Annotated in this window: 22 protein-coding genes; 20 read left to right on the forward strand and 2 right to left on the reverse strand. The window is 64.9% G+C overall.

What is annotated here, in order from left to right; genetic code table 11:
- Positions 1–115: 115 nt before the first annotated feature.
- The 10 genes from fabD to E4487_RS11770 all read left to right on the forward strand — a co-directional run bounded on the left by fabD (position 116) and on the right by E4487_RS11770 (position 8,486).
- A complete protein-coding gene (gene fabD, locus E4487_RS11725) occupies positions 116–1,054 on the forward strand; it encodes an ACP S-malonyltransferase (protein WP_175253408.1) in 939 nt (312 codons plus the stop codon).
- A gap of 24 nt (positions 1,055–1,078) precedes the next feature.
- Complete coding sequence (fabG, locus tag E4487_RS11730) at positions 1,079–1,822, forward strand: 3-oxoacyl-ACP reductase FabG (RefSeq protein WP_037048534.1); 744 nt, start codon at positions 1,079–1,081, stop codon at positions 1,820–1,822.
- 196 nt (positions 1,823–2,018) lie between these two features.
- The gene (gene acpP / locus E4487_RS11735) at positions 2,019–2,255 is read left to right on the forward strand and encodes an acyl carrier protein (protein WP_003245177.1); all 237 of its coding nucleotides are present in this window, start codon (positions 2,019–2,021) and stop codon (positions 2,253–2,255) included.
- A gap of 111 nt (positions 2,256–2,366) precedes the next feature.
- On the forward strand, positions 2,367–3,611 hold the full coding sequence (gene fabF, locus E4487_RS11740) for a beta-ketoacyl-ACP synthase II (protein ID WP_037048531.1): 1,245 nt from the start codon (positions 2,367–2,369) through the stop codon (positions 3,609–3,611).
- The gene (gene pabC, locus E4487_RS11745; RefSeq protein WP_175253409.1) at positions 3,611–4,426 is read left to right on the forward strand and encodes an aminodeoxychorismate lyase; all 816 of its coding nucleotides are present in this window, start codon (positions 3,611–3,613) and stop codon (positions 4,424–4,426) included. Before fabF ends, pabC begins: the two co-directional genes overlap by 1 nt.
- Positions 4,427–4,429: 3 nt before the next feature.
- On the forward strand, positions 4,430–5,485 hold the full coding sequence (gene mltG, locus E4487_RS11750; RefSeq protein WP_175253410.1) for an endolytic transglycosylase MltG: 1,056 nt from the start codon (positions 4,430–4,432) through the stop codon (positions 5,483–5,485).
- A gap of 9 nt (positions 5,486–5,494) precedes the next feature.
- Positions 5,495–6,127 (forward strand): dTMP kinase, encoded by a 633-nt coding sequence (gene tmk / locus E4487_RS11755; RefSeq protein WP_037048525.1) that lies wholly within the window; start codon positions 5,495–5,497, stop codon positions 6,125–6,127.
- Complete coding sequence (locus E4487_RS11760) at positions 6,120–7,112, forward strand: DNA polymerase III subunit delta' (RefSeq protein WP_175253411.1); 993 nt, start codon at positions 6,120–6,122, stop codon at positions 7,110–7,112. Before tmk ends, E4487_RS11760 begins: the two co-directional genes overlap by 8 nt.
- 125 nt (positions 7,113–7,237) lie before the next feature.
- Positions 7,238–7,594, forward strand: a complete 357-nt coding sequence (locus E4487_RS11765) for a PilZ domain-containing protein (protein WP_003245164.1) — start codon at positions 7,238–7,240, stop codon at positions 7,592–7,594.
- 109 nt (positions 7,595–7,703) lie between these two features.
- Positions 7,704–8,486: a TatD family hydrolase gene (locus E4487_RS11770; protein WP_037048521.1), complete on the forward strand. Its 783-nt coding sequence runs from the start codon at positions 7,704–7,706 to the stop codon at positions 8,484–8,486.
- Positions 8,487–8,742: 256 nt separating this feature from the next.
- On the opposite strand, the gene E4487_RS11775 is transcribed toward E4487_RS11770, so the two are convergent.
- Positions 8,743–9,876, reverse strand: a complete 1,134-nt coding sequence (locus E4487_RS11775; protein ID WP_175253412.1) for an aminotransferase class V-fold PLP-dependent enzyme — start codon at positions 9,874–9,876, stop codon at positions 8,743–8,745.
- A 75-nt stretch (positions 9,877–9,951) separates the two neighbouring features.
- On the opposite strand from E4487_RS11775, the gene E4487_RS11780 reads away from it, so the two are divergent.
- The 8 genes from E4487_RS11780 (at position 9,952) to E4487_RS11815 (ending at position 16,073) form a co-directional block, all read left to right on the forward strand.
- Positions 9,952–10,575 carry a TetR/AcrR family transcriptional regulator gene (locus E4487_RS11780; protein WP_037048515.1) on the forward strand — a complete coding sequence of 208 codons (624 nt, stop codon included), beginning with the start codon at positions 9,952–9,954 and terminating at the stop codon, positions 10,573–10,575.
- A 79-nt stretch (positions 10,576–10,654) separates the two neighbouring features.
- On the forward strand, positions 10,655–11,623 hold the full coding sequence (locus E4487_RS11785; protein ID WP_047591247.1) for a GTP 3',8-cyclase MoaA: 969 nt from the start codon (positions 10,655–10,657) through the stop codon (positions 11,621–11,623).
- Between the two features lie 98 nt (positions 11,624–11,721).
- Positions 11,722–12,615, forward strand: coding sequence for a radical SAM protein (locus E4487_RS11790; RefSeq protein WP_037048511.1), 894 nt, complete (start codon positions 11,722–11,724; stop codon positions 12,613–12,615).
- 73 nt (positions 12,616–12,688) lie between these two features.
- Positions 12,689–13,291, forward strand: coding sequence for a DUF4823 domain-containing protein (locus tag E4487_RS11795; RefSeq protein WP_047591245.1), 603 nt, complete (start codon positions 12,689–12,691; stop codon positions 13,289–13,291).
- Between the two features lie 112 nt (positions 13,292–13,403).
- Positions 13,404–13,973: a DUF1285 domain-containing protein gene (locus tag E4487_RS11800; protein WP_150608946.1), complete on the forward strand. Its 570-nt coding sequence runs from the start codon at positions 13,404–13,406 to the stop codon at positions 13,971–13,973.
- 22 nt (positions 13,974–13,995) lie between these two features.
- A complete protein-coding gene (locus E4487_RS11805) occupies positions 13,996–14,526 on the forward strand; it encodes a GNAT family N-acetyltransferase (RefSeq protein ID WP_134676216.1) in 531 nt (176 codons plus the stop codon).
- Positions 14,523–14,846, forward strand: a complete 324-nt coding sequence (locus tag E4487_RS11810) for a low molecular weight protein tyrosine phosphatase family protein (protein ID WP_175253413.1) — start codon at positions 14,523–14,525, stop codon at positions 14,844–14,846. Before E4487_RS11805 ends, E4487_RS11810 begins: the two co-directional genes overlap by 4 nt.
- A gap of 87 nt (positions 14,847–14,933) precedes the next feature.
- Positions 14,934–16,073, forward strand: a complete 1,140-nt coding sequence (locus E4487_RS11815) for a DUF1624 domain-containing protein (protein WP_175253414.1) — start codon at positions 14,934–14,936, stop codon at positions 16,071–16,073.
- A 95-nt stretch (positions 16,074–16,168) separates the two neighbouring features.
- Here E4487_RS11815 and E4487_RS11820 read toward each other — a convergent pair whose 3' ends face one another.
- Complete coding sequence (locus E4487_RS11820) at positions 16,169–18,217, reverse strand: TonB-dependent receptor (protein WP_175253415.1); 2,049 nt, start codon at positions 18,215–18,217, stop codon at positions 16,169–16,171.
- Positions 18,218–18,552: 335 nt separating this feature from the next.
- Between E4487_RS11820 and E4487_RS11825 the strand changes: the two genes are divergently transcribed.
- Both E4487_RS11825 and E4487_RS11830 read left to right on the forward strand, forming a co-directional pair.
- The gene (locus tag E4487_RS11825) at positions 18,553–20,253 is read left to right on the forward strand and encodes a sensor domain-containing diguanylate cyclase (RefSeq protein ID WP_175253416.1); all 1,701 of its coding nucleotides are present in this window, start codon (positions 18,553–18,555) and stop codon (positions 20,251–20,253) included.
- 102 nt (positions 20,254–20,355) lie between these two features.
- A complete protein-coding gene (locus tag E4487_RS11830; RefSeq protein WP_037048490.1) occupies positions 20,356–20,664 on the forward strand; it encodes a chorismate mutase in 309 nt (102 codons plus the stop codon).
- Positions 20,665–20,676 lie beyond the last annotated feature (12 nt).

A 20,676-nucleotide genomic window follows, 5' to 3' on the forward strand; every position in this document is an offset into this window, starting at 1 on the left:
TTTTCGCTGTGTGACGGGGCCGGAATGTGACCGCGGCGCGTAGCCTGTCATCCAACTGTCAGTTTGCTGCGCCAGGCTCGCCTGGCGCTGGTTTTTCGACTCAAGGGACTTATTCATGTCTGCATCCCTCGCATTCGTCTTCCCCGGTCAGGGTTCGCAAGCCCTGACCATGCTCGCCGATCACGGTGCCCAGCAGAAGCTGGTGCTCGATACCTTCGGCGAGGCTTCCGAAGCCCTCGGTTACGACCTCTGGGCGCTGACCCAGCAAGGTCCGGAAGAGCAACTGAACCAGACCGACAAGACCCAGCCGGCCATCCTCACGGCCTCCATCGCCCTGTGGCGTCTGTGGCAGGCCGAGGGCGGCGCCAAGCCGGCATTCGTCGCCGGTCACAGCCTGGGTGAGTACTCCGCGCTGGTTGCCGCTGGCAGCATCGCGTTCGCCGATGCCGTGAAACTGGTCGAGCGTCGTGGTCAGCTGATGCAGCAGGCCGTGCCGGCCGGGCAGGGCGGCATGGCGGCGATTCTCGGTCTGGAGGACGCCGACGTGCTGGCCGCTTGTGCCGAAGCGGCGCAGGGTGACGTGGTCAGCGCGGTCAACTTCAACGCCCCGGGTCAGGTGGTGATTGCCGGTAGCGCCGCTGCCGTCGAGCGCGCCATCGAGGCCTGCAAGGCGCGTGGCGCCAAGCGCGCCATGGCGCTGCCGGTCAGCGTGCCGTCGCACTGCGCACTGATGAAACCCGCCGCCGAGCGTTTCGCCGAGTCGGTCGAGGCGCTGAGCTGGCAGGCCCCGCAGATTCCGCTGGTGCAGAACGTCAGTGCTGCCGTGGTATCCGATCTGGCCACCCTGAAGGCCGACCTCCTGGCTCAGCTGTACAGCCCGGTGCGCTGGGTCGAGTCCATCGTGCGTCTGTCCGAACAGGGCGTGACCGATCTGGTCGAGTGCGGCCCGGGCAAGGTGCTCGGTGGTCTGAACAAGCGCTGCGTCAAGGGTATCAATACCCACAACCTGGATACCCCCGACGCCTTCGCTGCCGCTCGCGCTGCGCTGGCTTGAAACGGTTTTGGAAAGGAGAAGCACATGAGTCTGCAAGGTAAAGTCGCGCTGGTCACCGGCGCCAGCCGTGGTATCGGCCAGGCCATCGCTCTGGAGCTGGGCCGTCAGGGCGCCATCGTCATCGGTACCGCCACCAGCGCCTCGGGCGCCGAGCGTATTGCCGAAACCCTGAAGGCCAATGGTGTCGAAGGCGCCGGCCTGGTGCTCGACGTGAGCAACGACGAATCCGTTGCCAGCACCCTCGAACATATCCAGCAACATCTTGGCCAGCCGTTGATCCTGGTCAACAACGCCGGCATCACCCGTGACAACCTGATGCTGCGCATGAAGGACGACGAGTGGTTCGACGTCATCAATACCAACCTGAACAGCCTCTACCGCCTGTCCAAGGCCGTGCTGCGTGGCATGACCAAGGCGCGTTTCGGGCGCATCATCAACATCGGTTCCGTCGTTGGGGCCATGGGCAACGCCGGGCAGGTCAACTACGCTGCTGCCAAGGCCGGCCTGGAAGGTTTCAGCCGCGCACTGGCGCGTGAAGTGGGTTCCCGTGGTATCACGGTCAACTCGGTGGCTCCTGGTTTCATCGACACCGACATGACTCGCGAGCTGCCGGAAGCCCAGCGCGATGCGCTGCTGACGCAGATTCCGCTGGGTCGTCTGGGGCAGGCCGAAGAGATCGCCAAGGTGGTCGGTTTCCTGGCTTCCGATGGCGCAGGTTACGTCACCGGGGCTACTATCCCGGTGAATGGCGGTATGTACATGAGCTGAATGTGACGCGAGCCATCAGAAAACTGTCATAGTCGCTGTCTAAAATCCGTTATAAAGCTGCAACAGGTTTATAGACAGATCGTTGAAGTGTTCCTGGGGGCTCCCCGGCATTCAGCTTGAAATGCTAAAAACCCTTTCTATACACTTGGCCGCTACCAGCTGCCTGGATTTGTCCAATTAGGAGTGAAAACAAGGTATGAGCACCATCGAAGAACGCGTCAAGAAAATCGTTGCCGAGCAACTTGGCGTTAAAGAAGAGGAAGTTACCAACAGCGCTTCCTTCGTCGAAGACCTGGGTGCCGACTCTCTTGACACCGTTGAGCTGGTGATGGCTCTCGAAGAAGAATTCGAGACCGAGATCCCGGACGAGCAAGCAGAGAAGATCACCACCGTTCAGGAAGCCATCGACTACGTGACTGCCCACGCGCAATAAGTCACCGTCAGCTTTCTGACCGAGAAAAGCCGCACTGCCCTAAACAGGCGTGCGGCTTTTCTTTACGTGCAGGGCGCATGCAGCGCCTGAGTAGAACAAGAGGAGATTGCTGTGTCGCGTAGACGCGTCGTGGTTACCGGTATGGGCATGCTGTCGCCGCTGGGTAACGATGTGCCGAGCAGCTGGCAGGGCATTTTGGCCGGGCGCAGTGGCATCGGTCTGATCGAACACATGGACCTGTCCGCCTACTCCACCCGTTTTGGCGGGTCGGTCAAGGACTTCAACGTCGAGGAGTACCTCTCCGCCAAGGAGGCGCGCAAGCTAGACCTGTTCATCCAGTACGGTCTCGCTGCCTGCTTCCAGGCCGTGCGTGATTCCGGCCTGGATATCACCGACGCCAATCGCGAGCGCATCGGTGTGGCCATGGGCTCCGGTATCGGCGGCCTGACCAATATCGAGAACAACTGCAAATCGTTGCACGAGCAGGGGCCACGGCGCATTTCGCCGTTCTTCGTGCCGGGCTCGATCATCAACATGATTTCCGGCTTCCTGTCGATCCACCTGGGTCTGCAGGGGCCGAACTACGCCATCGCCACGGCGTGCACCACGGGCACCCACTGCATTGGCATGGCGGCGCGCAACATCGCCTATGGCGAAGCCGACGTGATGGTCGCCGGTGGTGCCGAGATGGCGGCCTGCGGCCTCGGCATGGGCGGCTTCGGTGCGGCTCGTGCGCTGTCCACGCGTAACGACGAGCCGACCAGGGCCAGTCGTCCCTGGGACAAGGGCCGTGACGGCTTCGTGCTGTCCGATGGCTCCGGTGCGCTGGTGCTGGAAGAGCTCGAGCACGCCAAGGCGCGCGGTGCCACCATCCATGCCGAGCTGATCGGCTTCGGCATGAGCGGTGACGCCTTCCACATGACCTCGCCGCCCGAGGATGGCGCCGGTGCTGCCCGCTGCATGGCCAACGCCCTGCGCGATGCCGGCATCAACGCCGACCAGGTGCAGTACGTCAACGCTCACGGCACTTCCACCCCGGCCGGCGATCTCGCCGAAGCGGCTGCGTTGAAGAGCGTGTTCGGCGAGCATGCCTATCAGCTGTCGGTCAGCTCGACCAAGTCGATGACCGGCCACCTGCTGGGCGCCGCCGGTGCGGTGGAGGCGATCTTCAGCATCCTCGCGCTGCGCGATCAGGTCGCACCGCCGACCATCAACCTGGACGAGCCGGACGAAGGCTGCGACCTGGACTTCGTGGCGCACCAGGCCAAGGCCATGCCGATCGAGATCGCTCTGTCGAACTCCTTCGGCTTCGGCGGCACCAACGGCTCGCTGCTGTTCCGTCGGTTCCACGGCTGATGCTGAGCTGGGTCAACGGCGCGCCCGGCGAGCAGTTGTCGGTTCGCGACCGTGGCCTGGCTTACGGCGATGGTCTGTTCGAGACCATTGCCGTGCGTGGCGGGCAGATCGCGCTGCTGGCGCGGCACATGGCGCGTCTTGCGCAAGGCTGTCAGCGCCTGTCCATCGCGCTCGACATGACCCTGATGCAGGACGAGCTGCAGGCGTTCGCCGCGCAGCTCGGTGATGGCGTGGCCAAGCTCACCGTTACCCGTGGCCAGGGGCAGCGCGGTTATGCGCCGCCGCAGCCTTGCCAGCCTCTGCGTATCCTGCAGGCAGCGCCCATGCCGCACTACCCAGCCGAGCATGCCGAGCAGGGCGTGCGCCTGTTCCCCTGCGCGACCCGTCTGGCCGAGCAGCCGCTGCTGGCCGGGCTCAAGCACCTCAATCGCCTCGAACAGGTGCTGGCTCGTGCCGAATGGCAGGATGCCGACTGCGCCGAAGGCTTGATGCGTGACTGTACGGGGCGGGTGATCGAGGGCGTCTACAGCAACCTGTTCCTGGTCGTCGGGGGGCGCTTGCTGACCGCCGAGCTGTCGCGCTGCGGCGTGGCGGGGGTGATGCGCGCCGAGATCCTGCATCAGGCCGAGCGCCTCGGTCTGCCCATCGAATCACGGGACATTTCCCACGACGAACTGCTGGCGGCGGACGAAGTCTTTCTCTGCAACAGCCTCTACGGCATCTGGCCGGTACGGGCGTTGCAGGAACGATACTGGCCGGTCGGGCCGCTCACCCGTAAACTGCAGGCCATCGTTCGCGACCTATTGAGTAAATAACTGGTGCTACGCAAGATCTTGGTGCTGCTCGAGTGCGGCGTGCTACTGGCTGCGCTGCTGGTAGTGGTTGCCGCCTGGCAACAGCAGAGGGCGCTCGAGCAACCCCTGCATCTGAATGACGAGCTGCTGCTGGAAGTGCCTGCGGGCGCGACGCCCGGCGGCCTGCTTAATCGCCTGCAAGCCGAGGGGGTGATCGGCAATGCCTTCTGGCTGCGCCTGTACTGGCGTTTCAACCTGCGTGCTCCGGCGCTGCACAGCGGCGAATACCGCCTGCTGCCCGAGCAGACGGCCCAGGATGTGCTGAACCTGTGGCGGCGTGGCGAGGTGGTGCAGTACAGCATGACCCTGGTCGAGGGCTGGAACTTCCGCCAGGTCCGCGCCGCACTGGCGCGCCAGGAGCGTCTGCAGCAGCGCCTGGCCGATCTCTCCGACGACGAGCTGATGGAGCGCCTGGGCCTCGGCGGGCAGAACCCGGAAGGGCGTTTCTTCCCCGATACCTACCGTTTCGTGCGTGGCATGAGTGACGAGGACCTGCTCAGGCAGGCCAATGCCCGCCTCGAATCCGTGCTCGCCGAGGAATGGCAGCAGCGCGCCGAGGGGCTGCCCTATCGCGAGCCTTACGATGCGTTGATCATGGCCTCGATGATCGAGAAGGAAACCGGCGTACCCGAAGAGCGTGGCGAGATCGCCGGCGTGTTCGTCCGGCGTCTGCGCATCGGCATGCGTCTGCAGACCGACCCTACCGTGATCTACGGCATGGGCGAGCGCTACAAGGGGCGGATCACCCGTACCGATCTGCGTACCCCGACGCCTTACAACACCTACACCATCGATGGCATGCCGCCGACGCCGATCGCCATGGTCGGCCGCGAGGCCATTCATGCCGCGCTCAACCCGCGTGAAGGCAAGTCGTTGTATTTCGTCGCCAGGGGCGACGGCAGCCACGTGTTCTCCAATAGCCTGGCCGAGCACAACCGCGCCGTGCGCGAGTACCAGCTCAAGCGCCGTGCCGACTATCGCTCCAGCCCCGCGCCCAGCGCGGCGGCCGAAACTGAATAAGGGCAATCCGTGACCGGTCTGTTCATTACCCTGGAAGGCCCGGAAGGTGCCGGTAAAAGCACCAACCGCGAGTACCTCGCCGAACGTCTGCGCGAGCAGGGCGTCGACGTGCTGCTCACCCGCGAGCCGGGCGGCACACCGCTGGCCGAGCGCATTCGCGAACTGCTGCTGGCGCCGAGTGACGAGCCGATGGCGGCCGATACCGAGCTGCTGCTGGTGTTCGCCGCGCGCGCCCAGCATCTGCAGCAGGTCATTCGCCCGGCCCTGGCCAGAGGCAGTGTGGTGTTGTGCGACCGTTTCACCGACGCCACCTACGCCTACCAGGGCGGTGGGCGCGGTCTGTCCACGGCGCGCATCGCGCAGCTCGAGCAGTTCGTGCAGGGTGAGCTGCGTCCTGACCTGACGCTGATCTTCGACCTGCCCGTGGAGGTCGGCCTGGCCCGCGCCGCTGCCCGCGGTCGCCTGGATCGTTTCGAGCAGGAGCAGCGCAGCTTCTTCGAGTCGGTGCGTCACGCCTACCTGGCGCGTGCCGAACAGTCGCCACAGCGCTATCGGGTGCTCGATGCCGGGCAGAGCCTGGCGCAGGTGCAGGCCGATATAGATGCCCTGTTGCCGAGTCTGCTGGAGGCGTGCCGTGGCTGAGGTCTACCCCTGGCAGGAGAATCTCTGGCAGCAGCTGGCCGGGCGCGCACAGCATGCCCATGCCTACCTGCTGCACGGTCCGGCCGGGATCGGCAAGCGCGCCCTCGCCGAGCGGCTGATGGCGCGGCTGCTGTGCCTCAGCCCGAACGGTCTGGATGCCTGCGGCAACTGCAAGTCCTGTCACCTGCTGGCGGCGGGCACCCATCCTGACAACTTCGTCCTCGAACCCGAGGAGGCGGACAAGCCGATCAAGGTCGACCAGGTGCGCGAGCTGGTCGAGTTCGTGGTGCAGACCGCGCAGCTCGGCGGGCGCAAGGTGGTGTTGCTGGAGCCGGCCGAGGCGATGAACCTGAATGCTGCCAACGCGCTGCTGAAAAGCCTGGAAGAGCCGTCCGGCAACACCGTGCTGTTGCTGATCAGCCACCAGCCCAGCCGTCTGTTGCCGACCATCAAGAGCCGCTGCGTGCAGCAGGCCTGTCCGTTGCCGAGCGAGGCCGTGAGCCTGGCCTGGCTGGCGCAGGCGTTGCCCGAGCAGGGCGACGAGGAACGTGCCGATCTGCTGACCCTCGCCGCGGGCTCGCCCCTGGCGGCGCTGCGCATGCACGCGCAGGGCGTGCGCGAACAGCGCGCCCAGGCGGTAGAGGGCGTGAAGAAGCTGCTCAAGCAGCAGGTATCGCCCAGCCAGTTGGCCGAGAGCTGGAACGCGCTGCCGCTGAATCTGCTGTTCGACTGGTTCTGCGACTGGGCGCAGCTCATGCTGCGTTACCAGTTGACCCAGGACGAGGAGGGGCTGGGCCAGGCCGACATGCGCAAGGTGGTGCAATATCTGGCGGACAAGACCGCGCAGGACAAGGTGCTGGCCATCCAGGAGTGGTTGCTGGCGCAGCGGCAGAAGGTGATGGGCAAGGCCAACCTCAATCGCGTACTGCTGCTCGAGGCTCTGCTGGTGCAGTGGGCCGCGCTACCTGCCACGGGGCGTGGCTGACCCGGCAGCCGTCGGATTCGGCAGGGCGTCACATTCTGCTGGCTGTGGGCCATGAGCTGGTTTGCGTAGCAGCATGAACAGGCCCTAGAATCAACCATTAAGCAATAAACGCTAGGAATGCGCTGATGAGCCTGCCACCCAATCTTGGGCCCCGTAACGGAATCCTGTCCCTGACCATCAAGGACAAGTCCGTGCTGTATGCGGCCTATATGCCTTTCATCAAGAATGGCGGTCTCTTCATCCCCACCAACAAGAGCTACAAGCTCGGTGACGAAGTGTTCATGCTGCTCAACCTGATGGATGAGCCGGAAAAGATCCCGGTCGCCGGCAAGGTGGTGTGGATCACCCCGAAAGGCGCCCAGGGCAACCGCGCTGCTGGGGTCGGGGTGCAGTTCAACGATGGTGACAACACTGCACGCAACAAGATCGAGACCTACCTCGCCGGTGCGCTGAAGTCCGACCGCCCGACCCACACGATGTAATGCAGCCGGCCGCGAACCTGCCTCGTCGCGGCCAGGCACTTGCCGGTCAGGCAGTCAGCGTCCGCTTTCGATTACAATTCGGGCTTTCCCTTTGCCCGAGTTTCCCGCTGTGCTGATCGACTCCCACTGCCACCTTGATCGTCTCGACCTCGCCGCCCATGGCGGTTCGCTGGATGCTGCCCTGGACGCGGCGCGCGCCGCTGGCGTAGGGCATTTTCTGTGCATCGGCGTCAGTGCCGACAACGCCGCGACCGTGAAAGGCCTGGCCGAGCGCTACGCGGATGTCGACTGCTCGGTGGGGGTACACCCGCTGGACCTGGAACCGGGCGCGGCGCCGGCACTCGATTGGCTGCTGGGCGAACTGGCGCATCCGAAGGTGGTGGCCATCGGTGAAACCGGGCTGGACTACCACTATGAGCCCGAGTCCGCCGGCCTGCAGCAGGCGTCGTTCCGCCTGCACCTCGAGGCGGCGCGTATCACCGGCAAGCCGGTCATCGTGCATACCCGCGAGGCCCGTGCCGATACCCTGGCGCTGCTGCGCGAAGCCGCGCTGCCGCAGGCCGGCGTGCTGCACTGCTTCACCGAAGACTGGGAAATGGCCAGGGCGGCGCTGGACATCGGCTTCTACATCTCGCTGTCCGGCATCGTCACCTTCCGCAATGCCGAAGCGCTGCGCGAGGTCGCCCGTCAGGTGCCGGCCGATCGCCTGCTGGTGGAGACCGATTCGCCTTACCTGGCGCCGGTGCCGCATCGCGGCAAGCCCAACCTGCCGCAATACGTGCGCGAGGTCGCCGAGTATCTGGCCGTGCTGCGTGGCGTGAGCTACGAGACCCTGGCCGAGCAGACCTCCAGCAACTTCAAGCGACTGTTCCCACTGGCCGGCGTCGCCTGAGGTCGAGGCATGGCCGGAGCGCCTGCGCGGCGGCCGCACGCCAGACAAAAAAAACCCGGACTCTGGGGGATGAATCCGGGTCAAGACCATTAGGAGTAAATCAAGGTACGCGGTCCACGGTACCTCGGCTGACGGGGCACTTGGGGGGAGATGCCGCGCGTCAGTAACTTTCAGTATTGGCCATGCTGGCCGGGCGTCCAGAGCAAATCGTGTGTTTTTTAAACAGATTTGGAATACCCCGGGCGCTGCTGAGTCCTCACCCTTTTGCCAGCTGGGCCAGCAGGTTCAGCGTCTCCTCGATGACCCGCTGCGAGGTGTAGAAATGCGGTGACAGGCGCACGCCGAGCCCGCGTTGCGCGCAGATCACCTGATCCTCGCGCAGGCGCTGATACAGCGCCGCATTGTCCCAACCGGCCAGGCTGAAGTTGAGGATGCCGGCCCGGCGTTGTGCCGCGAGCGGGCTGTGCAGCGTGGCGCCCGGCAGTCTGGCAATACCCTCGCTCAGCTGCTGCACGCGTTGTTCCAGGTATTCGCCGACCCGTTGCATGCCGACCGCCTCGAGCAGCGACAGGCTCGCATCGAGGGCGAAGGCGCCGAGCATGTTCGGGCTGCCGCACTCGAAGCGCCGGGCACTGCGCGCCGGCTGCCAATCCTGGCGGGTGTAGTCGCCGGCGTGTTCCAGCATGTGCCAGCCGTACTCGTGCAGCTGCAGACGATCACGTACCGCCGTGCGGCAATAGAACACGCCCAGGCCTTCGGGGCCGAGCATCCACTTGTGCCCGTCGGCCATGGCGAAATCGCAGTCGTAGGCCTGCACGTCGAAGGGCAGGGCGCCGAGCTGCTGGATGGCATCGATGCAGAACAGCACGCCGTGCTGGCGGCAGCCCTGGCCCAGGCGTGGCAGGTCCAGGCGCAGGCCGCTGGCGAACTGCACCGCGCTGACCGAGAGCAGGCGCGTGCGCGGGCCGATGGCCGCGAGCAGGGCGCCTTCCGGGTCGCCGCCGCTCAGGCCGACCTCGATCACCTCGACGCCCCGTGAGGCCAGGGCGAGCCAGACGATGCGGTTGGAGGGAAACTCCTCGTCGCTGATGATCACCTGATCGCCTGCGCGCCAATCCAGCCCGAAGGCGACGAAGGACAGCGCCTCGGAGGTGTTCTTGACCAGGGCTATATCGCCTGTGCTCGGTGCGTTCATCAGGCGCGCCAGGCGTTCGCGCAGACTACGCTCGACTTTCAGCCAGTCGGAATAGTCACGCGCACCGTGGGCCACGTTCGCTTCCGAGAACCGCCGAACCGCTTCAGCACTGCGTTTCGGCCAGGGTGCGACCGCCGCATGGTTGAGATAACGCAGCCCTTCTTCCTGGGGAAACTCATCATGAAACACGTACATGGTCGGATGATCCGTGCAATTTGGCTACATTTGGGCATAATAGGCCGCTTCGATTTTTGACCCCGTAGTCCCTTTATGCAGAAAGAACCCCGTAAGGTCCGCGAATTCCGTCGCCGCGAACAAGAAATTCTCGATACCGCGCTGAAACTCTTCCTCGAGCAAGGTGAAGACAGCGTTACCGTCGAGATGATCGCTGACGCGGTCGGTATCGGCAAAGGCACTATCTACAAGCACTTCAAGTCCAAGGCGGAGATCTACCTGCGCCTGATGCTCGACTACGAGCGTGATCTCAACGAGCTGCTGCATTCGGCCGATGTCGATCGCGACAAGGAAGCGTTGTCGCGTGCCTACTTCGAGTTTCGCATGCGTGATCCGCAGCGCTACCGGTTGTTCGACCGCCTGGAAGAGAAGGTGGTCAAGGGCAACCAGGTGCCGGACATGGTCGAGCAGCTGCACAAGATCCGTGCTTCCAACTTCGAGCGCCTGACCCAGCTGATCAAGGGCCGCATCGCCGAAGGCAAGCTGGAAGACGTGCCGCCGTACTTCCACTACTGCGCCGCCTGGGCGCTGGTGCACGGCGCCGTGGCGCTGTATCACTCGCCGTTCTGGAGCAACGTGCTCGAGGATCAGGAAGGCTTCTTCCAGTTCCTCATGGACATCGGCGTGCGCATGGGCAACAAGCGCAAGCGCGACGCCTGACCCCTGCATGTCGGCCATGGGAATGTCCCGTGGCCGACATGGCGATATACTCCAGCCCATTCCTCCACTGGAGTTCTCCATGATCGTCGATCGCCAGGGCAGACGCTTCCGCAACCTCCGCGTCAGCCTGACCGCCGCCTGCAATTATGCGTGCACCTATTGCGTGCCGAACGGCAAGCGCCTGGTCGCCGCACAGGACGAACTCTCTGCCGACGCCATGGCGCGTGGCGTGGCTTACCTGATCGAGGCAGCCGGCATCGAGCGCCTGCGTATCACCGGTGGTGAGCCGCTGGTCAGCACGCGCCTGGAGCCCTTCCTGCGTCAGGTCAGCCAGTTCGGCCTCGACGACATCAGCCTGACCACCAATGGCCAGTTGCTGGAGCGCAAGCTGCCGCTGCTGGTCGAGTGCGGCATTCGTCGTCTCAACGTCTCGCTCGATACCCTGGATGCCGATGCGTTCCGTGGCATCGCCCGGGGCGGCGACCTGGCCACGGTACTCGCCGGCATGGAAGCGGCGCGTGAGGCCGGGATGAAGATCAAGGTCAACATGGTGCCACTGCGCGGACAGAATCTCGATCAGGTGCTGCCGTTGCTGGAGTACTGCCTGGAGCGAGGTTTCGAGCTGCGTTTCATCGAACTGATGCGCATGGGCCACCTGGCGCGCGACCCCAATGCCTTCAACCAGCAGTTCGTGGGGCTGCCCGAGTTGCTCGAGCTGATCGGCGGCCGCCACCAGTACGTGCAGGCCAGTGCGCCGGTGGATGCCACCGCGATGCGCTATGCCATTCCTGGCGCCGGTCATTTCGGGGTGATCGCCAACGAAAGCGTGCCGTTCTGCCGGACCTGCTCGCGCCTGCGCCTGTCGTCCACCGGCTGGTTGCACGGCTGCCTGTCGTCGAGCAACCGCCACTTCGTCGGTGACCTGCTGGACAAGCCGCGTCACCAGGCCTTGCCGGCCTTGCAGCGGCTGCTGGTCAAGGCGCTGGGGGACAAGCAGGACCTGGCGTTTTCCGGTGGCGTCACGGTGATGAAGATCATCGGCGGCTGACACGCCGCCGCCGCTGTACCGCTGCGCGCGGCGTGGCTCGGCAGTCACGCCGCAGCCATATAGACTGTGCGGGCTTTCCCTTTGCGAGTGTGCCGCGAATGTCTGCCCGTTTCCCCATCGATTACATCGAGCCGGTTTTCCGTCCGCCGAGCGAGGCGCAGTCACTGATCCTGCCGGTCACCAATGGCTGCTCCTGGAACCAGTGCACCTTCTGCGAGATGTACACCGCTGCGCAGAAGAAATTCCGCGCCCGGGACGAGGCACAGGTGCTGGAGGAGATCCGTCGCGCAGGCGAGCAGTTGATCGTCAACCGGGTGTTCCTCGCCGATGGCGACGCCCTGGTGCTGCCGACCAGGCGCCTGCTGGCCATTCTGCAGGCCATCCGCGAGCACATGCCCGAGGTGCGCCGGGTTTCCAGCTACTGCCTGCCGCGCAACCTGCGCAAGAAATCGGTCGAGGAACTCAAGGAGCTGGCCGATGCCGGCCTGAAGATGGCCTATGTCGGCTGCGAGTCCGGCGATGACGAGGTGCTGGCGCGGGTCAACAAGGGGGAAACCTTCGACTCCAGCCTCAGCGCGCTGGACAAGCTCGGCCAGGCCGGCATCACCCGCTCGGTGATGATTCTCAACGGGCTCGGCGGCCAGGCGCTCAGCGATCAGCACGCAGACAATTCGGCGCGGCTGATGAACGAGGCGCAGCCCGAATACCTGTCCACCCTGGTGGTCAGCTTTCCCATGGGCGAGGCGCGCTTTCGTGAGCAGTTCGCCGATTACCGCCCGCTGAGCCAGTTGCAGCTGTTCGGTGAGGTCGAGCGTCTGCTCGCCGGGCTCGAGCTGCAGCACACGGTGTTTCGCAGCGATCATGCCTCCAACTACCTGGTGCTCAAGGGCAACCTCGGTCGTGACAAGGCGCGCCTGCTGGCCCAGGTGCGCAGCGCCATCGAGCAACCGCAGCAGGCGAACTTGCGCCAGGAGTGGCAGCGGGGGCTTTGAGCAGCCTGGCGCAGAATCTGCATCTATGCCTTATCCGCCGGTTTTCCGTCACCGGCATGAGGAGGATCGATTCATGCGTAACCTGTTTCTACTGGTGGCGCTGCTGGGCCTGGCTGGCTGCATGAAGGTGAGTGACCTGGCCGATGGCGCCGAGTACCACCTGCGCGATGCCGGCGTTCTCGACCACGGGCGCACCGAGCGCATGGCCTCGCGGCGTCTGCAGCAGGACTCCTTCATCTACATCGCCCAGGGCCATTTCGTGCCGCCGGGGCATGGCTATCCGCGTCCCAACGTGGTGGCGGAGGAGGCCTTCAAGGGCTTCGTCGAATACTTTCCGCTGGTGCGCCGCGCCAAGCAGCCGCTGGGCCTGGAGGAGGCCATGGCCGAGGCCCGCGCGGCAGGCGCCCATTACCTGCTCTACAGCCGTTTCGCCTACAGCGACGACCGCATCGGCAACGAGGATGAATGGGCGGATCAGGAGGCGCTGGATCGACTCGGCACCGACCGCGCGTCGATCCAGCTGATGCTGATCGAGACCAACACCCGCTACCTGGTGGACACCGCGCGCATCCGCAGTCGTGGCGGTTTCCTGACGTTCTATGACGCCCAGCCCCAGGACCTGATCGGCCCGCCGCTGCACGACTATGCGCGCAGCCTGATCGGTCTCGGCCGCTGATCCGTTGCACAGGGCGCCGGGCGCCCCCTGCCAGTCAGCCGCAGGCCTTCGAGGTCAAAGCCTGCCCCAGGGTGTATCCTTGACCGTTCGCGGAAACGGACGAGGAGAGAGCATGAGCGATCCAGGCAAGGCGGGCGACCTGCTGGCGCAGATTCCCAAGGGCGAAGGCAAGGGCCTGCCGCCCGTGCACCTGTGGAACCCGGATTTCTGCGGCGACATCGACATGCGCATCGCCCGCGACGGCACCTGGTACTACCTGGGCACGCCAATCGGCCGCAAGCCGATGGTGCGGCTGTTCTCCACCATCATTCGCCGCGATGGCGACGATTATTTCCTGATCACGCCGGTGGAGAAGGTCGGCATCCAGGTCGAGGATGCGCCCTTCGTGGCCGTCACCCTGCAGGTCGAGGGGGAGGGCGAGTCGCAGCGCCTGCGCTTCACCACCAACGTCGAGGACGAGGTGGTTGGTGGCGCTGAGCACCCCATTCGCGTGGAGATCGATCCTGTGACACTCGAACCCTCGCCCTACATTCTGGTACGGCGTAACCTCGAGGCGCTGATTCACCGCAACGTGTTCTATCAGCTGGTGGAACTGGCGATCGAGCGCGAGGTCGACGGAGAACCCTGGCTGGGCGTGTGGAGTGATGGGCAGTTCTACCCCATCGGCCCCGTGCCGGCCTGAACAGTCCTGACGAGGTGGCAAAATGGATGAGCCGCGAATCGCAACCCAGCGCCTGCTGCTGCGCACGCCACAACCCGAGGATGCCAGCGAGGTGCAGCGCCTGGCCGGCGACTTTCGTATCGCCGACGTCACCCGCAGCATTCCCCATCCCTATCCGCCCGAGCTGGCGCAACGCTGGATCGAGCGCTGCGCAGAGGAGTGGGCCAGCGGAGCCGCGGCCAACTTCATCATCACCGAGGTCGACAGCGGCAAGCTGGTCGGCTGCATGGCGCTGAAGGACATCAGCCGTGGCGAGGCCGAGGTAGGCTACTGGATCGGCGTGCCGTACTGGAGTCGCGGCTATGCCAGCGAAGCGTGCAATGCGCTGGTGGACTTCGCCTTTCGCCACCTGCGCCTGCGCCGTCTGCATGCCAGCCACTTGGCGCGCAACCCGCAGTCCGGGCGCGTGCTGTTCAAGGCCGGCTTTCGTCACCTCGGTCTGGGCCACGCCGCCTGCGGTAGCCAGGGCAAGGTGGAACCGGTCGAACTCTACGAGCAGGTGTCCGGCGAGTGATCCGTGCCTTGTTCATCTGCAGCCGCAATCGTCTGCGCAGCCCCACGGCCGAACGGGTATTCGCTGACTGGCCGGACATCGAGACCGACTCGGCCGGGCTGGCTCCCGACGCCGAGGTGCGCGTCTCGGCGGAGCAGCTCGACTGGGCGACGGTGATCCTGGTGATGGAGAAGAACCACCGCAGCAAGCTGACGCGCCAGTACCGGCAGGCGCTGGCGGGCAAGCGGGTGATCTGCCTGGATATCCCCGACGACTATGCCTACATGCAGCCAGAGCTGATCGAGCTGTTGCGGCGCAAGGTACCGGCACTGCTGCGTTGATCGAGCAGGCCTGACGGTTTCGCTGGCACCGGGAGTGGTTGAAAAGTTACAGTATTACGTTTCATTCAGCCCCTGCCGAAGCCGTCCATGTCCTCCTCACGTCTGCACTCGATCGACGCCCTGCGCGGCCTGGTCATCCTTCTCATGCTGCTCGATCACGTTCGCGAAACCTTTTACCTGCATCAGCAGGTCGCAGACCCGATGGACGTGAGCAGCACCGATCCGGCGCTGTTCTTCAGCCGCACCCTGGCGCACCTGTGTGCGCCGGTGTTCATTCTGCTGACCGGGCTTTCGGCGTTTCTCTACGGCGAGAAGCAGATGAGCCGGGCGGCGACCAGTGCCTTCCTGTTCAAGCGCGGACTCTTTCTGCTGGTGCTGGAGTTCACCCTGGTCAATTTTGCCTGGACCTTCCAGTTTCCGCCCACGGTCATCTACCTGCAGGTCATCTGGGCCATCGGCCTGAGCATGCTGGCGCTGGCGCTGCTGTTGTGGCTGCCCAGGGCCTGGCTGGCGGGCCTGGGGCTGCTGCTGGTGGCGGGGCACAACCTGCTCGATGGGCTGCATGTCGACCCGCAGTCGGCGCTGCACATTCCCTGGGCGGTGTTGCATGAGCGTGGCTGGATCCTGCTGGGCGACTCCGTGCGCCTGCGCACGTCCTACCCGCTGCTGCCGTGGATCGGGGTGATCGCCCTGGGTTATGCGCTCGGCCCCTGGTTTCGCGGCACCTGCGCGCCGCAGCAGCGGAGCCGCTACCTGTGCGTCGCCGGCTGCGCCGCACTGGTGCTGTTCGTGGTGCTGCGTCTGCTCAATGGCTACGGCGAGCAACCCTGGGCGGTCGAGGCGACGGGCATGCAGACCCTGATGAGCCTGTTCAACCTCACCAAGTACCCGCCGTCACTGCTGTTCCTGGCGTTGACGCTGGGGCTTGGTCTGTTGCTGCTGGCGGCCTTCGAGCGGCGCAACGACGGGCGCATGGTGGGCACGCTGGCCGTGTTCGGCAGTGCGCCGATGTTCTTCTACCTGCTGCACCTGTACGTGTTGAAGCTGCTCTACATCGCGGCCCTGGCGATCTGGGGGAGCAACCAGGGGCATTACTTCGGCTTCGCTGCGGTGCACTGGATCTGGCTCATGACGCTGGCGCTCGCGCTGCTGCTGTTCGCCCCGACGCGCTGGTTCGCCCGGCTCAAGGCGCGGCGGCGGGACATGCGCTGGCTGAAGTATCTCTGATCGCCCACGCCGTCAGCGGGCGGCGGTGCGAGGCGGCACGTATCGCAGGCGCCGGAATCGCCGACCCTGCGGATCGGCGATTCCGGCACGCGGCGCTACAGCTTGATGTTCATCGACAGGTACGCCGAGCGACCTGGTGCCGGGGAGAACATCGCCTGGTCGTCACCGCCCCAGAAGAAGTTGTCGAACCACACGTACTCGTATTCACGGTCCGTCAGGTTCTTCAGTTGCAGGTCGAGGCTGGTGCTGTCGTCGAGCTGGTAGTGGATGCTGGCATCGAGCACCGCGAAGCCGCCGTACTTGCCCTGGGCGTTGTGTTCGTCGATGTAGTAGTCACCCTGCGCGCGGGCTTGCAGGCCGATGCGCCAGGCGTGGTCGAACTGGTAGTCGGTGCCCAGGTTGCTGATGTAGCGCGGCGTGGAGAACACCTCCTTGCCGGCCAGCGATTCACCGCCGGAGTACGCGCTGATCACCTTGGCTTCCTGATAGGAATGGGATGCCCAGACGCTCCAGCGATCCGTCAGGGAGACATTGATCTGCAGGTCGACGCCACGCCGGCGGGTTTCCCCGAGGCCGACGTTGGTGCCGGTTGCCGGCATGTTGGCCACTTCGTCGGTGGCGTCCTGCTGCCACACGGCGATGCGCGCTTCGCTGTCCGCGAATGGCTTGAACTTGATGCCGATTTCCTTGCCGGTGTTGATCGACGGGCTGTAGCGCGGTTGTCCGGCGGTCAGGTAGGCGGGGTTGGTCGAGCCCGTGAGGATCTGGAAGGTGCGCCCCCAGTTGGCGTACAGGTTGATGTCCTCGCTCAGGCTGTAGACGACGCTCAGCTTGGGCTGGCGAATCCAGCCGTAGTCCTGCAGCTCGGCCTTCACCCCGCCGGGCATCTCGCTGTTGCCGGAGAACCGGTCCACCCGGTAGGCAGGGATGATCTGCAGCTTTTCGCTGGCCTGGATGATCGCCTGCACGTAGGCACCGCTGTTGTACAGCGTGTAGCGCTCGTCATTCTGTACGCGTGCTGGCGTGGCATCGAAGTTCGTGGGCACGCCATGGTTGAACCGATAGCGCTGGTACTCGTTGTTCTGCTGCTCGTGGTTGATGCCGCCGTCGAGGGCCAGCAGGTCATTGGCGCGCCAGGTCAGGTTGCTCAGCACACCTGTCTGGCGCTCGTTCCAGAGGCGGCGCTGGCGCGGGGCGTTGCCGGGTTGGTAGTCGCTGAAGGTTACCCGGCGGTCATCGTCGTAGCTGTTGTAGTAGAGCTTGTTGCTCAGCTCGAGTGCGTCAGCGAGGCGGATGTCGGCATGCAGGCTCAGGTGCTTCATGTCGCGGTCGCTGTCGTCGTTGCCGTTCTTCTCCGCTGACTGCGTGCGGCTGGCGGCCAGTTGGCTGGCGGTGAGAAAGCCCGGCTCTTCTGCCTGATGGTGATAGAGGCGGGCGACCAGGCCGAGCCTGAAGGCCTGCGCGTCGTCGCTGAGGAACCACTTGCCTCCCAGCGAGTACTTGTTGGAGCGGCTGTGGTCACGGAAGCCTTCGCTGTCCTGTTTGGCGAGGATGTAGTTCTGCGCGAAGTTGCCTTCCTCGCGGCCCAGTGCCAGTTGCACCTCCCGGGTATCGAAGCTGCCGTAGGTGACGCGGCCGTCGGTGTAGTTGCCGCCCTGGCGCGTGACGAAGTTGATGTTGCCACCGATGTTGTGCAGGCCGTAGCGCGGATCGTTGGTGCCGCGCACCACTTCGATGTAGTCGATGTCGAGCGGGAACAGCATGTCGATGAAGCGCTGGTTGCCGCTGTTGACGTTGCTCGGGATACCGTCGATCAGCACCTTGATGCCGTTGATGTAGCCCTCGCCATTGAAGGCGCGCAAGGTCGCCTTGCCAGACTCGGCGCCCATGCGCGTTTCGGTCAGCTGGATGCCGGGCATCTGGCCGAGCAGTTCCCAGCTGTTGCTCACGTTCTGCTGTTCGATGCGCTCGCTGCCCATCACGTCCACCGAGGTGAGGATGCGTTCGGTGCCGAGGACATTCCGTTTCTCGGGGGTCACGTAGACGGCGCCGAGGGAGACGCTGGCGTCGTTGGGGCGAACGGCGTGGAGGTCGGTCGATGCCAGCGCCGACAGAACGGCGAGGGAGGCCGAGGTGGTTTTCATCGGGGATCCTAGTACTGCGTTTCTGGGAGGGAGGTGCGCATGGCCGATCACGGATGGGCCGTTCGGTGCGTTCGCTGAAGTGTGCGAATGTGTATGTTATACCATAACAAATAATCTGCGTTCGACCATCCATGAATCTCCCGGCATCGGTGCAATAGCCGAGATAGAGCGCTTTCCTGCTCGGGGCAGGGGACCGCTCCGCGTCCATGGCCACTCGGCGAGTGCCTGGCGCGGGAATGCTCCCCGGGCCGGCGCGTGACGAACGATTAGACGCCAGCGTACTAATGGCGTATCACTATCAATGTCTTGTGCGGTCCAAGCGAAGCAGACGTCCTATGCAGCCCCTGGGGTCGATCAATACAACTGCCAGCGCCAATGACGAGCGGTTCGACGGAATGGTCCGCCTGATCTGTGCCCACTTCGCTGTACCGGCCTGCGTGCTGGTCGCGGGCGAGGGGCGCACGCGCCGTATCTGGGCCAGTGCCGGGCTGAGCGATACGCAACGACGGCAGATCGCGGATGCCCGCGAGGCCGGTCCACTCGCTGAGATCCAGCACCTGCGCATCCTGGTGGTCTGGCCGTTGCTGGCGTGTCAGGGCGGGCAGCTCGGTTGCCTCTATCTGCTCGATGAGACCCATCGGCTGCTGGACGCCAGCCAGGAACAGGCCCTGCAGGAGTTCGCCTGGCTGGCGCTCGATCTGCTGGAGCGGGAGGCGAAGGACGTCAGGCAACGGCATGAACTGGCGGCCCTGCGCGAGAGCGAACGGCGCATGGCGCTGGCCATCGCCGGCAGTGGCACCGGCATCTGGGACCGCAACGTCAGCAGCGGTGAGATTCACTACTCCAGCAGCTGGAAGGCATTGCTGGGCTATGCCGACCATGAAATCGGCAACCGCATCGAAGAGAGCTACACGCGGGTTCATCCGTCCGAACTCGACTACGTGCGTGCGACCATCCAGGCACACCTCGAGCGACGCACCGAGGCCTATGAAGTGGAGCACCGGCTGCTCTGCCGGGATGGTCAGTACAAGTGGGTGTGCAGCCGTGGCAAGGTGGTCGAGCGTGACAGCGATGGCCAGCCGTTGCGGATGATCGGCACCACCACCGACATCACCGCCATACGCCGGTTGTCCGATCAGGTGCAGCAGACCGTCGAGCTGATGACGGACCTCACCAACGAGATACCCGGCATGGTCTTCCAGTTCCTGCGCCCGCTGCAGGGTGAGCCTGCCTTCACTTACGTCAGTGCCGGTGCGCAAGCGATCTGTGGCCTCAGCGCCACGCAGTTGATGCAGGATGCCCAGGCGCTGACGACGGTCGTCCATCCGGATGATCAGGACGCCTTCCTGGACACCTTCACGCGCTGCGCCGAACAGCTGACGCCCTGGCACCACGAATTCCGCGTGCAGGTACCGGGGCGCGACGTGGTCTGGTGCGAGGTCGAGGCCTGCCCGCGTCGCCAGGGCGACGGCAGCGTGCTCTGGCACGGTTTCATGACCGATGTGACCGAGCGCAAGCAGATCGAGGCCGAGCTGCAGGCATTCGCCACCACCGACTTCCTTACCCAGCTCGCCAATCGCCGTCACTTCATGCGTCAGCTCGAGATCGAGCTGGCGCGCCTGCAACGCAGTTCGGGCCAGAGTGCGGCGATACTGATGTTCGACCTGGACTACTTCAAGACCATCAACGACCGCTGGGGGCACAACGTCGGCGACCAGGCCCTGCGCCACTTCGCCACCATCCTCTGCGCGCAGCTGCGCAAGAGCGATACCGCCGGACGCCTGGGCGGCGAAGAGTTCGCCGTGGTGCTCAGCGAGACCGACCAGCAACAGGCCACGCATTTCGCCACCCGCATCCAGAGCGAGCTGGCCAGGACGCCGATCCTGCATGCCGGCGAGCAGATATTCCTGGCCGTCAGCGTGGGTATCTCATCGCTCACCGCCAACGACAGCAACGTCGAGGCCGCCCTGTCACGTAGCGACATCGCCCTGTACTGCGCGAAGCGCGGCGGGCGCAACCGCATCGAGTACCACTGAAGCCGGCTGTCGGCGTCGCGTCGCAGGGCGTTGCGCTGGACGTCTGGCCGTCAGCTCACTAACGTGATGGCCCCGACGTGAATCACCACAGGACATCATCATATGGACGTGCAATGCAGCTCCCTCGAGGACGTGCGCCAGCGTATCGACGAGATCGACCGCGCCATGGTCGAGCTCATCGCCCGGCGCGGTGGTTTCGTCGCGCAGGCGGCGCGGTTCAAGAAGGACAGTGCCGATGTACGTGCCCCGGCACGCGTCGAGCAGGTCATCGCCAAGGTGCGGGCGCTCGCCAGTGAGCGCGGGGCCTCGGCCGAGGTGGTCGAGCAGGTGTACCGCGCGATGATTGCCGCATTCATCGACGAGGAACTGCGTACGCATGCCGCGCTCGGCGCCGAGGCTGGCGCCGTCTGAGGCGGGCAAGGT

Source organism: Pseudomonas sp. BMW13 (genome assembly GCF_013357275.1).
In the GTDB taxonomy this organism is placed as follows: Bacteria; Pseudomonadota; Gammaproteobacteria; order Pseudomonadales; family Pseudomonadaceae; genus Aquipseudomonas; species Aquipseudomonas khazarica.

Coding starts and splice junctions, on each gene's coding strand:
- E4487_RS11765 (WP_003245164.1), top strand. CDS start 7,238: ATGAGCCTGCCACCCAATCTTGGGCCCCGTAACGGAATCCTGTCCCTG.
- E4487_RS11815 (WP_175253414.1), top strand. CDS start 14,934: ATGTCCTCCTCACGTCTGCACTCGATCGACGCCCTGCGCGGCCTGGTC.
- E4487_RS11780 (WP_037048515.1), top strand. CDS start 9,952: ATGCAGAAAGAACCCCGTAAGGTCCGCGAATTCCGTCGCCGCGAACAA.
- E4487_RS11805 (WP_134676216.1), top strand. CDS start 13,996: ATGGATGAGCCGCGAATCGCAACCCAGCGCCTGCTGCTGCGCACGCCA.
- E4487_RS11825 (WP_175253416.1), top strand. CDS start 18,553: ATGCAGCCCCTGGGGTCGATCAATACAACTGCCAGCGCCAATGACGAG.
- E4487_RS11795 (WP_047591245.1), top strand. CDS start 12,689: ATGCGTAACCTGTTTCTACTGGTGGCGCTGCTGGGCCTGGCTGGCTGC.
- acpP (WP_003245177.1), top strand. CDS start 2,019: ATGAGCACCATCGAAGAACGCGTCAAGAAAATCGTTGCCGAGCAACTT.
- fabD (WP_175253408.1), top strand. CDS start 116: ATGTCTGCATCCCTCGCATTCGTCTTCCCCGGTCAGGGTTCGCAAGCC.
- pabC (WP_175253409.1), top strand. CDS start 3,611: ATGCTGAGCTGGGTCAACGGCGCGCCCGGCGAGCAGTTGTCGGTTCGC.
- E4487_RS11790 (WP_037048511.1), top strand. CDS start 11,722: ATGTCTGCCCGTTTCCCCATCGATTACATCGAGCCGGTTTTCCGTCCG.
- E4487_RS11785 (WP_047591247.1), top strand. CDS start 10,655: ATGATCGTCGATCGCCAGGGCAGACGCTTCCGCAACCTCCGCGTCAGC.
- E4487_RS11820 (WP_175253415.1), bottom strand. CDS start 18,217: ATGAAAACCACCTCGGCCTCCCTCGCCGTTCTGTCGGCGCTGGCATCG.
- E4487_RS11800 (WP_150608946.1), top strand. CDS start 13,404: ATGAGCGATCCAGGCAAGGCGGGCGACCTGCTGGCGCAGATTCCCAAG.
- E4487_RS11775 (WP_175253412.1), bottom strand. CDS start 9,876: ATGTACGTGTTTCATGATGAGTTTCCCCAGGAAGAAGGGCTGCGTTAT.
- fabG (WP_037048534.1), top strand. CDS start 1,079: ATGAGTCTGCAAGGTAAAGTCGCGCTGGTCACCGGCGCCAGCCGTGGT.
- E4487_RS11830 (WP_037048490.1), top strand. CDS start 20,356: ATGGACGTGCAATGCAGCTCCCTCGAGGACGTGCGCCAGCGTATCGAC.